At 62.6% G+C, this 12,348-nt stretch carries 11 protein-coding genes and 1 tRNA gene; 3 read left to right on the top strand and 9 right to left on the bottom strand.

Translation table 11 applies throughout. The features are described from left to right. Positions 1–74 precede the first annotated feature (74 nt). Positions 75–3,470, bottom strand: a complete 3,396-nt coding sequence (locus tag LDN85_RS08515) for a pyruvate carboxylase (protein WP_026542485.1) — start codon at positions 3,468–3,470, stop codon at positions 75–77. Between the two features lie 303 nt (positions 3,471–3,773). Here LDN85_RS08515 and LDN85_RS08510 point away from each other — a divergent pair, with 303 nt between their 5' ends. Next, positions 3,774–4,583, top strand: coding sequence for a ParA family protein (locus tag LDN85_RS08510; RefSeq protein WP_026542484.1), 810 nt, complete (start codon positions 3,774–3,776; stop codon positions 4,581–4,583). 214 nt (positions 4,584–4,797) lie between these two features. Here the strand turns inward: LDN85_RS08510 and LDN85_RS08505 are convergent, their stop codons facing one another. From LDN85_RS08505 to gcvH, 5 genes are all read right to left on the bottom strand, one after another. After that, entirely contained in the window at positions 4,798–5,391 is a 594-nt protein-coding gene (locus tag LDN85_RS08505; RefSeq protein ID WP_026542483.1) for a MerR family transcriptional regulator, read from the bottom strand. Between the two features lie 235 nt (positions 5,392–5,626). Continuing rightward, positions 5,627–6,130 (bottom strand): bifunctional nuclease family protein, encoded by a 504-nt coding sequence (locus tag LDN85_RS08500; protein WP_026548570.1) that lies wholly within the window; start codon positions 6,128–6,130, stop codon positions 5,627–5,629. Next, on the bottom strand, positions 6,130–6,846 hold the full coding sequence (locus LDN85_RS08495) for a MerR family transcriptional regulator (protein WP_026542481.1): 717 nt from the start codon (positions 6,844–6,846) through the stop codon (positions 6,130–6,132). The genes LDN85_RS08500 and LDN85_RS08495 overlap by 1 nt, the downstream gene beginning before the upstream one ends. 19 nt (positions 6,847–6,865) lie before the next feature. Continuing rightward, the gene (locus tag LDN85_RS08490; RefSeq protein WP_026542480.1) at positions 6,866–7,342 is read right to left on the bottom strand and encodes an FHA domain-containing protein; all 477 of its coding nucleotides are present in this window, start codon (positions 7,340–7,342) and stop codon (positions 6,866–6,868) included. Positions 7,343–7,480: 138 nt separating this feature from the next. Continuing rightward, on the bottom strand, positions 7,481–7,867 hold the full coding sequence (gene gcvH, locus LDN85_RS08485) for a glycine cleavage system protein GcvH (RefSeq protein ID WP_223945116.1): 387 nt from the start codon (positions 7,865–7,867) through the stop codon (positions 7,481–7,483). Positions 7,868–7,984: 117 nt separating this feature from the next. On the opposite strand from gcvH, the gene LDN85_RS08480 reads away from it, so the two are divergent. After that, positions 7,985–8,569: a hypothetical protein gene (locus LDN85_RS08480; protein WP_026548569.1), complete on the top strand. Its 585-nt coding sequence runs from the start codon at positions 7,985–7,987 to the stop codon at positions 8,567–8,569. 68 nt (positions 8,570–8,637) lie between these two features. Here the strand turns inward: LDN85_RS08480 and LDN85_RS08475 are convergent, their stop codons facing one another. Further along, positions 8,638–9,846 (bottom strand): MFS transporter, encoded by a 1,209-nt coding sequence (locus LDN85_RS08475; RefSeq protein ID WP_026542477.1) that lies wholly within the window; start codon positions 9,844–9,846, stop codon positions 8,638–8,640. A 175-nt stretch (positions 9,847–10,021) separates the two neighbouring features. Between LDN85_RS08475 and LDN85_RS08470 the strand changes: the two genes are divergently transcribed. Continuing rightward, entirely contained in the window at positions 10,022–10,468 is a 447-nt protein-coding gene (locus tag LDN85_RS08470) for a MarR family transcriptional regulator (protein WP_026542476.1), read from the top strand. Positions 10,469–10,582: 114 nt separating this feature from the next. Here LDN85_RS08470 and LDN85_RS08465 read toward each other — a convergent pair. Both LDN85_RS08465 and der read right to left on the bottom strand, forming a co-directional pair. Continuing rightward, a tRNA-Pro gene (locus LDN85_RS08465) sits at positions 10,583–10,656 on the bottom strand. A 141-nt stretch (positions 10,657–10,797) separates the two neighbouring features. Beyond that, a complete protein-coding gene (gene der, locus LDN85_RS08460; protein WP_026542475.1) occupies positions 10,798–12,348 on the bottom strand; it encodes a ribosome biogenesis GTPase Der in 1,551 nt (516 codons plus the stop codon).

Raw genomic sequence — 12,348 nt, 5'->3', positions numbered from 1 at the left:
CACCACCCCAGTACCAGCACAAAAAAGTACCCCGTCCGGAAGTTTCCGGACGGGGTTCTTTTATGGTCGGATTATCAGCCGATCACCAGCAGCAAGTCGCCGCCCTGAACCTGTTCCACTGATGAAATCGCAAGGCGTGAAACCGTACCGGCTACCGGCGTCGTGATGGATGCTTCCATCTTCATCGCCTCAATGGTGGCAACGGTATCGCCTGCGTTGACCACGTCACCGGCTTTGGCCGTGACAGTTACGGCACCCGCGAACGGGGCTGCAACCTGGCCAGGCTGGGACGGGTCCGCCTTCTCCGCAGCTTTGACGTTGCTGACCACCGAGCGGTCGCGGACAACCACCGGGCGGGACTGGCCGTTGAGCGTACACATCACTGTGCGCATGCCCTTTTCGTCGGCTTCGGACACAGCCTCCAGCTGGGCAATGAGGCGGACGCCCTTTTCCAGCTCAATGACGTGCTCTGAACCCTGCTGGAAACCGTAGAGGTAATCACGGGTGTCCAGCACCGAAATGTTGCCGTACGTCTCCACGCTCTTCAGGTAGTCCTTGGTGGGACCGGCGAACAGCAAGCGGTTCAGTGTGTGCTGGCGCGTCTTGGAATCACCCTTGAGTGCAGCACTGTCCTCGGCGCTGATCTCCACATCGCGGACCTTGACGCTTCGGCCCTGCAGCGCCTTGGTACGGAACGGCTCAGGCCAGCCTCCCGGAGGATCTCCAAGTTCGCCGGACAGGAAGCCAATGACGGAGTCCGGGATGTCGTAGTTCTGCGGGTTCTCGTTGAAGTCCGCGGGATCAGCGTTCAAACCGACCAGGTGCAAGGCGAGGTCACCCACCACCTTGGAAGAAGGCGTCACCTTGACCAGCCGGCCCAGGATCCGGTCGGCAGCGGTGTACATATCCTCGATGGCTTCAAACTGCTCCCCCAACCCCAGGGCAATGGCTTGCTGGCGAAGGTTGGACAGCTGACCGCCGGGGATTTCGTGCTGGTAAACACGCCCTGTGGGACCCGGCAGGCCGGATTCGAAGGGAGCGTAGACCCGTCGAACAGCTTCCCAATAGGGCTCCATGGCACCGACATTGGCCAGGCTAAGGCCGGTATCGCGCGGCGTGTTGGCCAGGGCAGCCACCAGCGCCGAAGCGGCGGGCTGGCTGGTGGTCCCGGCAAGGGATGCAGCAGCGACGTCAACAGCATCCACACCGGCGTCGACGGCGGCCAACAGGGTAGCAAGCTGCCCGCCCGCGGTGTCGTGCGTGTGAAGGTGGACCGGCAGGTCGAAACGCTCGCGCAGCGCCGTCACCAGCTTGGTGGCCGCAGCCGGACGCAGCAGGCCCGCCATGTCCTTGATGGCCAGGATGTGCGCACCGGCGTCGACGATCCTCTGTGCCAGGTCGAGGTAGTAGTCCAGCGTGTACAGGTCCTCGTTGGGGTCAAGGAGGTTGCCCGTGTAGCACAGCGCCACTTCTGCAACAGCGGTTCCGGTGGCCCGCACCGCCCGGATGGCCGGAGCCATCTGGTTCACATCGTTGAGGGCATCGAAGATACGGAAAATGTCGATGCCGGTCGCTGCGGCTTCATTGACGAAAGCCTCAGTCACTTCTTCCGGGTACGGCGTGTACCCAACAGTGTTGCGCCCGCGCAGGAGCATTTGGAGGCAGGTGTTCGGAAGTGCCTGGCGCAGCGCAGCCAAGCGGTCCCAGGGGTCCTCACCAAGGAAACGCAAAGCGACGTCGTACGTGGCACCGCCCCAGGCTTCCACCGACAACAGCTCCGGCATCAGGGCCGTCACAGCGGGCCCTGCCGCAACGAGGTCGCGGGTGCGCACGCGGGTGGCCAGGAGCGACTGGTGTGCATCACGGAATGTGGTGTCCGTGACAGCCAGGGCCTGCTGCTCGCGAAGGGCCTTGGCGAAGCCTTCCGGCCCCAGTTCCCTCAACTTCTGGCGCGAACCCGTGGTGGGAACCGGGCCTTCGATTGCCGGCAGCTTGCTGGCCGGGTCCGAGTGGACCGTCAGCTCGCCGTTCGGCTTGTTCACCGTCACCTCGGCCAACCAGGTCAGCAGCTTGGTTCCCCGGTCAGCGGAGATGTGCGACTTCAGCAGCTCCGGACGCTTGTCAATGAAGTCAGTAGCCACGTTGCCGGCGTTGAAGTCCGGATCGGCCAGGACAGCCTGAAGGAAGGGGATGTTGGTGGAAACACCGCGGATGCGGAACTCGGCGAGGCCACGGCGGGCGCGGGCCACGGCTGCCGGGTAGTCCCGGCCGCGGCAGGTCAACTTGACCAGCATGGAGTCAAAGTGCGGGCTGATCTCCGCGCCGGAGTAAACCGTACCGCCGTCGAGCCTGACACCGGCACCGCCGGCAGAACGGTAACCGGTGATCTTTCCGACGTCCGGACGGAACCCGTTGGCGGGATCTTCGGTGGTGATACGGCACTGCAGTGCCGCGCCCTTGATGGAGACGGTCTCCTGGCTCAGGCCAAGGTCCGCCAGTGTCTCCCCCGAGGCAATGCGCATCTGCGCCTGCACCAGGTCCACGTCCGTGATTTCCTCGGTGACAGTGTGCTCCACCTGGATACGGGGGTTCATCTCGATGAACACGTGCTGGCCCGCACGCTCACCCTCGGTGTCCACCAGGAACTCCACAGTTCCAGCGTTGACGTAATTAAGCGCCTTCGCGAAAGCAACGGCGTCACGGTAGAGCGCCTGGCGGATGTTCTCATCCAGGTTCGGCGCCGGAGCAATTTCCACGACCTTCTGGTGGCGGCGCTGCAGTGAACAGTCGCGCTCGAAGAGGTGCATGACATTACCCTCGGCGTCGGCCAGGATCTGCACTTCGATGTGCCGGGGACGCAGGACGGCCTGCTCAAGGAACATGGTGGGATCGCCGAACGCGGCGTCAGCCTCGCGCATGGCGGACTGCAATGCCTCAGGCAGTGCTTCACGCGTCTCAACGCGGCGCATGCCACGTCCGCCGCCACCGGCAACGGCCTTGGCAAAGATAGGGAACCCAATGTCGTCCGCAGCCGCGATGAGCTCGTCAAGGTCCTTGGACGGCTTACTCGACTTCAGGACGGGCACGCCGGCTTTGCGGGCTGCTTCCAAGGCCGCAACCTTGTTGCCGGCGAGTTCGAGCACTTCCGCGGGCGGGCCCACGAAAGTGATTCCTGCTGCCTTCGCTGCGCGGGCGAGGTCGGGGTTCTCGGAGAGGAATCCGTAGCCGGGGTAGATGGCGTCTGCGCCGGCTTCCTTGGCGACGCGGACAACCTCCTCCACGTCCAGGTAGGCGCGGACGGGATGGCCCACCTCCCCGATCAGGTAAGCTTCATCGGCCTTCTGCCGGTGGATCGAGTTACGGTCCTCGTGCGGAAAGACGGCTACGGTCTTGGCGCCAAGTTCATAACCAGCGCGAAACGCCCTGATCGCGATTTCTCCGCGATTGGCCACCAGAATTTTCGAAAACATACTTCTCCTGCATCATTGCGGGTGGATCGGTCGGTGGTCACAGTGTGTAGTGCCGCCAGCATCAAACACAAATCTTTGTGGCAACCATCACAAAGGAATCGTCATGTGGGCTGTATATGCGTGCGCGCGATCGGACAGCGTGCTAATAGCAAGGGTTGCCTCCTGCGCCCTGGCGCGTAGAAAGCGGGTTTCAGCCCGGAAGCACCATATGATGTTCAGGGGGCTTCGGCGAGCCCCGGCTCCGGCGGTTCCGGAGCCGAATCAGCGCGATACGGCAACCGGCGTTAGGTTTTGGGTTTTCAAGTGCAAGTAGTCAGCATCAGCAGCCTCAAAGGTGGAGTGGGAAAGACTTCCGTGACCACTGGTCTGGCGTCCGCGGCCCTCGCCGCCGGCATTCCCACCCTGGTGGTGGATCTCGATCCCCACGCCGACGCCACTACGGCCCTGGGCGTCCAGCCCGGTGGGCAGCTCGACATCGGCCGGATGCTGAAAAGCCCCCGGAAAGCCCGGATCCAGGAAAACGTCGCAGGCAGCAGTTGGGTATCCAACGGTTCCAGCGACGGCACCCTGGACGTCGCAGTGGGCTCCGCCTTCACCGGAATCTATGACCGCCCGGATCTGGGACGCCGCGACCTCCGCAGGCTTTCAGCAGTTCTGTCCGGAACCACCGCCTATGAACTCGTCCTGGTCGACTGCCCGCCGTCCCTGAATGGTTTGACGCGCATGGCGTGGAGCGCCAGCGACCGTGTGGTGCTGGTGGCTGAACCCGGACTGTTTTCCGTTGCCGGCACCGAACGCACCATGCGGGCCATCCAACTCTTCCGGCAGGAGTTCGCCCCCAACCTGGCACCCGCGGGCATCGTAGCCAACCGGGTACGCACCGGATCCGCCGAGCACACGTTCCGCTTGGCGGAAATGGAGTCCATGTTCGGTGAGCTGCTGCTGACCCCCCACATTCCTGAACAGGCCAACTGGCAGCAGATCCAAGGCGCAGCCCACTCCGTTCACCATTGGCCGGGAGATTCCGCCAAGAACTCCGCCAAACTGTTCGATGCACTGCTGCAGAGCCTCCTGGCAGGGCAACCTTCCACGCGGGACCGCCGCCAGCGCTGACCCAACCAGTCGGGGCTGGATCGTCAGGGCTGAATCAGCCCGCCTGAATCAGCCCGGCTGAGATGGGCCCCGCTGAAGAGGACCCGGCTGAAGTGAGCCGGCTGATTGGGCCCGAGCCGCTCGCTTAGCTACAGGCGCCCCTGCCGACAGAAAAAGCCCCTTCCCCACAAGGGAAGAGGCTCTTCTCATAAAAGTTGTGTTTGGGTGCCCGGTCTCAGCCGATCCGGCGGGCCACGCGGCGCTTGCTCAGTTCGTCGTCGGGAAAGGACTGCTCTACAGCGTGTTCACTCGGAAGTGCGGCCAGGCTTCCCTCGACTTCCCGCCATACACGTCCAACGGCGATGCCGAAGACGCCCTGTCCGCCCTGCACCAAGTCAATGACTTCATCAGCCGAAGTACATTCATAGACACTCGCGCCATCGCTCATCAGAGTGATCTGGGCAAGGTCCTCAACGCCACGCTCGCGCAGGTGTTCAACGGCAGTTCGGATCTGCTGCAGGGAAACACCAGTATCAAGGAGCCGCTTGACCACTTTGAGAACCAGGATGTCGCGGAATCCGTAGAGCCGCTGGGAACCTGATCCGGCCGCGCCGCGAACTGCGGGCTCCACCAGGCCCGTTCGAGCCCAATAGTCGAGCTGGCGGTAGGTGATACCCGCGGCTTTGCAAGCAGTGGGGCCGCGGTAACCCGCGTCCTCGTCCAGCACAGGAAGGTCCTCTGTGAAGAGCAAACCTTGGGCGCCGGATGCGGGCGCAGCAATGCCGGTCGAGGCCTGCTTCAGCTCGCCTGCTTCGCCTTTCGGACTCACGTGACCTCCTTGTTCTCAGTTCCCTTGGGGACGGTGCATACTCTGGCACAACACTGAAATGCAGCAGTGTAATTCCCACAAGTCCGCACCTTCCAGTGTGACTTGCGCGGGCAGTGTATGCAACGGGAACTTGATACCTTCGACGTTAGGCCCGTCGGGGGCCGAGGTCAAAGACCTTGGCCCCAATTTCACGTCGTGTCGAAAGTTTCACCCTCAACTTTAGGCTTAGGGTCTCTCAACCTTCGAAGTCTTCGGGTTCGACGTCGTCCAGGAACTCACGGAACCGGCGCATTTCGCGCTCTTCGTCCACGCTGGGATCCGGCTCGGAGTCCTCGCCTTCGTCGTGTTCGGTGATTCGGACGCCGGCTTCTTCCATCACGGCGTCCGCGCACCAGATACGACATTTTGCACGCAGCGCCAGCGCCAGCGCATCCGAAGCCCGGGAACTGACTACCGTGCCGTCGTCGAACTGCAGTTGTCCATAGAAGATGTTGTCCTCAACGGCCACGATATTGACGCTGATGATCGAATGACCCAGTGATTCGACAACATCGACCAGGAGATCGTGTGTCATGGGCCGCGGAGGGACCACCCCTTGCTGGGCCAAAGCGATGGCACTGGCCTCAGGGGTTCCGATCCAAATGGGCACGTGCCGTTCCCCATTGAGCTCCCGAAGAAGCACCAAGGGCTGGTTGGACGGCAGTTCTATGCGGACGCCAACGATTTCGACTTCGATCATCAGCTGTCCATCCGGGAGATGCGATCGTGGACGAGGGCCCTGTGAAGTGTCAGGCAGAGCTCGCTGATCTCACGGGCAGCTTCTGCTGCGCGCGCTTGGGAAGCTGCGTCCCGGCGGGATGTCAGGGGCGCTACGGCCCGCTCCACCAAACCGAATTCACGTTCTGCGGCAGCCTGGAAGGGACGCAGGTGCCGGGGCTCGAGCCCGTGCCCTTCCAATTGAACGCAGGCCCGCGCCACTTGGAGGGCGTGTTCATCGAAGCGCCCACCGACATGGCTGATCAGTCCGAAACTCAGGAGGGACTCCAGCAAGGGCACGCTGGCACCGGACTCAGAACGCAATTGCTCCTCGGTCAGTGCCCGGGCCCTCCCCTGCACCTCGGCAGCCATTCCGGCCGAGACAGCTTTGGGAGCAACTGTTACCCCGGGTGGCAGGTTCTCCGGGCGCTCTCCGCGGTCGATGGCGTCAAGGTAATCCTTGATGACTTTCAGCGGGAGGTACTGATCGCGCTGCAATGCGAGGACAAAACGGAGGCGCTCGACGTCGCTGTCCGCATATTGCCTGTAACCTGCAGCGGTCCGCTTGGGATTGATGAGCCCCTTTTCCTCCAGGAAGCGGATCTTGGACGCAGTCATCCCCGGGAAGTCGTCACTCAGCTGGGCGAGGACTTCCCCAATGTTAAGGACCTGCGGTCCACGGCGGTCAGGCTGGGCGATAGCCAAAGGCAGGACCCCGTCAGACTTGGCCTGCTGCGCGGACAGGGCTCATGTAGTAGGTCAACCGGAACTTGCCGATCTGGACCTCGTTGCCGCTCTTCAACTGCACACGGTCCACGCGATCGTGGTTGACGTATGTTCCGTTGAGGCTGCCCATGTCCACCAGTTCGAATCCGGTGGCCGTCCGAAGGAACTGGACGTGCTTGCGGGACACCGTGACGTCATCAAGGAAGATGTCCGCATCAGGGTGCCGCCCCGCAGTGGTGGTGTCGGCATCCAAAAGGAACCGTGCGCCGGCGTTGGGCCCGCTGTGGGCAATGAGCAAGGCCGAGTTGGGCGGAAGTGCTTCCACGGATGCACGCTCTTCAGGGGCCAGCTTGGGAGCGATGCTTGGCTCGTCCCACGTTGGCGTGATGCTGATCGAGGTGGTCTCCGACGTGGGCTGTTCCTCCGCGCCGTTCCCGACATTGGCTTGGTTCTGTTCGCCGCCAACCATGGAATTTCCTCCTCATCTGCCGGCAGTTCCAAAACCTGCCAGCCACTTCCGCATCCCGGTACCGCCGGGCAAATCGGTTGCTGGCCCGCCGTCGCGCTTTTCCCGTTAAGGAAATTCAGCTTGGCGGGCCAGATAACTTTAGCCTACCTGTTGTTCGTACTCTGATGCACTGAGCAGGGAATCCACTGCATCTGCTTCTGCGAGCTTGACCTCAATGAGCCACCCTTCGCCGTAGGGATCGGAGTTAATCAGCGCGGGATCGGTGTCCAACGCGTCATTGCGATTAGTGACCTCCCCGCTCACCGGCGCGTAAATATCACTGACGCTCTTGGTGGACTCAACTTCCCCCACCACTTCATTGCCGGTGACCTTTGTCCCGGGCTCGGGCATCTGGGCATAGACGACGTCACCCAGGGCGTCCTGCGCGAAATCGGTGATGCCAATCCGCACAACGCCTTCGGCATCGGGAGCGGTAACCCATTCGTGCTCCGCGGTATAGGAAAGTTCTTCTGGAATATTGCTCACGGGTGGCCTTTCATCGGGACAATGACGAACCTCGACGGCGGCCTATGCAGGTGGCCACCGCTGAAAGTATAGGCACATTTCCCCTGCGCCCAAGGGGGTCTCTGCCATGATTGACCCATGACTGAACAAGCACAAGTACCAGCTCGGAAAAAGCGCAATTGGGGCGCCAAAATAATCCTGATCCTGGTGGCATTGCTTGTCGCTGTGGCTGCCTTCTTTATTCTGGGGGCCATACTCCCCCGTTGGTGGTCAGATGTCATTGCCGGGCAGATCAAGCGGGACCTTGGGGCCAGTGTCCTGGTGGGTATGTTCTATGGATTTGTCTTCACCTTTATTCCCCTCCTTGTTGCTTGGCAGGCTACCCGCAAGGCAGTCACCTGGCCGTGGAAGATCGTCATCCTCCTGGTGGCTGTCGCCATTGCCACCCCGAACCTCCTGACGGCGGGCATCGCCTTTGGAGCCACGGAATCAGCTCATGCCGGCCAGCGGACGTTGAGCGTTGACGCGGGCTTCTTTACAACCTGGACAGCCATTTCGGCTGTTGCAGCGGTAGTGGTCTTCATCGCTGTTACGGTTCTGTGGGCTTTGTGGCGTCGTCGGGGCAAGCAGATGAAGGCGTTGAAGCAAGCAGAGAACCAGCGCGTCAAGGCCGCGCAGACGGCAGCAGCATCGGAAACGCAGGGCCATGGGCCGGACGCCTAAGCCCACCGGACGCAGGAAGCCCGCCACGGAGGAATCCGTGGCGGGCTTCTTTTTTTCTGTTGCCGGAATCAGGCGACGCTGGCCGCGCGCGGTTCGCGTTCGACGTCGGGCGTTCCAGCAGGTGCCGCAGCTTCCCGACGCTTTGCGGCGGCGGCAGCATAGACCATGACCAACAACGCAGCGGCGGTAATACCGGCACCTGCCCAGATGGGCGAGGTGTAGCCGAGGCCTGCTGTGATGGTGACGCCGCCGAGCCACGCTCCAAGGGCATTGCCCAAATTGAAGGCGCCAATGTTTGCACCCGACGCCAACGTCGGTGCCGTCGAGGCGAAATGCATCACACGCATCTGGAGTCCGGGTACCGTGGCGAAGCCGAAACCGCCCATGAGCGCAAGCGAGACCAGCGTGGCAATGCTGTTGGACGCGGTGAGCGCAAAGAAGACCAGCACCGCCACCAGTCCGGCGAGAATGACGATGAGCGAGGCGTCAAGGGCCTTGTCCGCTGCCTTGCCACCCAGGAAGTTGCCCACGAAAAGGCCGCCGCCAAAGAGCACCAGGAGCCAGGGCACAGCACCGGAGTCGAAACCGGAGACTTCCGTCAGTGTGAAGGCGATGTACGTGAAAGCACCGAACATGCCGCCGAAACCGAGGACTGTCACGGTGATGGACAGCCATACCTGGCCGGACTTGAAGGCACCGAGTTCACTGCGAAGGCCCTTGGTGGGCTCCGTGGAGGCCTTGGGAACCATCAGCGCAATGCCGATCAGAGCTATGACGCCGATTGCGGTGATCGCCCAGAAGGTCGAACGCCACCCGAAGTTCTGGCCCAGGAGCGTTCCAAAGGGAACGCCCAGTACGTTTGCTGCGGTGAGGCCGGTGAACATGATGGCGATCGCTCCGGCCTTCTTGTGGGCCGGAACCAGGCTGGCAGCAACCACCGAACCTATGCCGAAGAAGGCACCGTGGCAGAGGGCGGCCACTATGCGTCCGAGGAGCATGGCCGAGTAGCTGTCCGCGATGGCTGAGAGGAAGTTGCCGGCAATGAACAGCACGAGGAGGCCGATGAGGACCGGCTTCCTCGGCAGCCTGGTGACGGCGGCGGTGACCAGGAGGGCACCGACAGTGACGCTGAGGGCATAGCCGGAGATGAACCAGCCGGCAGAAGCTTCGCTGACCTGAAAGTCGGCAGCCACTTCGGGCAAGAGGCCCATGATCACGAATTCGGTCAGTCCGATGCCGAATCCGCCGAGGGCAAGGGCAATCAACCCTGCGGGCATGTGGAGCTCCTTCAAATGATGCGGTTCCGCGGTGAGGTGGAAGTGCGTCGCCGGGAACCGTAGAATAATAGTTGCAGACGCTCCATATATAGTTGCACACGCTAGATACTTGCGCAAGCAACTACCTTTGGAGATGTCTCCATCTACACGACATCAAGGCAGGAGCACAGCAAACATGGGCATCAAGGATGACGCCGTTGAAGTACGGGCGCAGGGTTGGCGGACCCTTGCTGCCCTGCACGGAAGCATCGAAGCCGCATTGGAGAAGGCACTCCAGGCCTCAAGTGACCTGTCAGTAGTGGAATACACGGTGCTGGACGCACTGAGCCGCCAGGACGGCTGGCATATGCGGATGCAGCAACTGGCCCGGGCCACGGCCCTGTCCAGCAGTGCGACCACCCGCCTGGTCAACCGCCTCGAGGACCGCGGCCTGCTCAACCGGATCCTGTGTGCCGATGACCGCCGCGGCATCTACACCGAACTGACACCGAACGGACAGAAGCTTCTTGAGGCCGCCAAGCCGGTGCACGATCACACGCTCGGCGCCGCCCTCGAGGCCGCGGAGTCCGTGCCGGAACTTGAACCACTGGTCAGGGCGCTCGGCGCGCTTCAGAGGGTCTGACCGGCACACGGACCAAGCGTTCCACCCGGCGCCACGCGGCGGGTGGAACCAACAGGGCGGGATACAAGAAAGGACCGGAATCCCGCGTTTCCGCGTGATTCCGGTCCTTCATTGTCGGGCTGACAGGATTTGAACCTGCGACCCCTTGACCCCCAGTCAAGTGCGCTACCAAGCTGCGCTACAGCCCGCTGGTTCCACCGTTCTCCGCCTAAGCTTTCCTCCGAAGAGTCCCACCTAAGCAGTCCGGCCGAACCACCTCCAAAAGCTTACACGAAGTTGGAGGTCGGAGACGCCATCACAGCCAAAGTGGGCTGTGATGCCCGTCTCACTTAGCGCTTCTTGCCACGCTTTTCGCGAACGCGCATGTTGACCTCGATGGGCGTGCCCTCGAAGCCGAACGTTTCGCGAAGGCGACGCGTGATGAAGCGGCGGTATCCGGGATCCAGGAACCCGGTGGTGAAGAGCACAAACTTCGGCGGACGGCTGGATGCCTGCGTGCCGAAGAGAATGCGCGGCTGCTTGCCACCACGGACCGGGTGCGGGTGGGCTGCAACCAGCTCGCCCAGGAACGCGTTGAGGCGTCCCGTGGGGATGCGGCGGTCCCAGCTTTCCAGCGCGATATCCAGCGCAGGAACCAAACGGTCCTTGTGCCAGCCGGTCTTGGCTGAGATGTTGACGCGCGGCGCCCATTCAACGTGCGCCAGGTCCTGCTCGATTTCACGTTCGAGGTAGCGGCGGCGTTCGTCGTCCAGCAGGTCCCACTTGTTGAAGGCCAGGACCAGCGCACGGCCGGATTCGATGGCCAGCTGCAGGATTCGGACATCCTGCTCGCTGAGGACTTCATCAACAGCAAGAAGCACGACGGCGACCTCCGCCTTTTCGAGCGCGGCCTGCGTCCGGAGGGAGGCGTAGAAGTCCGCACCCTGTGCCATGTGCTGGCGACGGCGGATACCGGCGGTGTCCACGAAACGCCAGGTACGGTCACCAAGCTCGATGAATTCGTCAACGGGGTCACGCGTGGTGCCTGCCAGAGGATCCACTACAACGCGCTCAGAGCCGGCAAGCTTGTTCAGCAGCGAGGACTTGCCAACGTTCGGGCGGCCGATCAAAGCGATACGCCGCGGACCGCCGGAGCGTTCGACGCCTTCCACCAGGGAGTACTCGGGAAGGGTATCCATAACGTGGTCCAGGAGGTCGGCAACGCCACGTCCGTGCAGTGCCGAAACCGGGTACGGTTCGCCGAAGCCCAAACCCCACAGGGTTGCGGAGTCGGCTTCCTGGGCAAAGTCGTCCACCTTGTTGGCCACCATGATGACCGGCTTCTTGCTCTTGCGGAGCATCTTCATGACGCCCTCGTCCGTGGCCGTGGCTCCAACGGCGGAGTCCACCACGAAGAGAACGGCGTCAGCAAGCTCAACGGCCATCTCAGCCTGCTCGGCGACGCGGGCATGGATGCCCTTGGCGTCATGTTCCCATCCCCCGGTATCAACCAGGGTGAAGTTGCGGCCGTTCCAGCGGGCTGAGTACATGACACGGTCGCGGGTAACACCGGGAGTGTCTTCCACAACGGCTTCACGGCGGCCCAGGATGCGGTTGACCAACGTGGACTTACCCACGTTGGGGCGGCCGATGATGGCCAGCACCGGGTCCAGCTTGAGGGGGCCTTCGTCGCCTTCGTCTCCGTATTCACCGCTGAGAAGCGCGGCGTCTTCTTCATCGAGTTCGTAGTCGTCCAGGCCGGCCCGGAGGGTGGCCGCGCGGAGCTCGGCCTCGTCATCGTCCAGGGCAGCCAGGTTTTCAGCCACCTGGTCGGTGCCGGTGGGCGTGTATTCGTCGTCGCCGGCTCCGTGGAGGCCGGATTTTTGAGTCGTATCGCTCAT

The sequence above is a fragment of the Arthrobacter sp. StoSoilB20 genome (assembly GCF_019977295.1).
Lineage (GTDB): Bacteria > Actinomycetota > Actinomycetes > Actinomycetales > Micrococcaceae > Arthrobacter > Arthrobacter nicotinovorans_A.
This window is presented reverse-complemented; position numbering and strand designations above follow the sequence as displayed.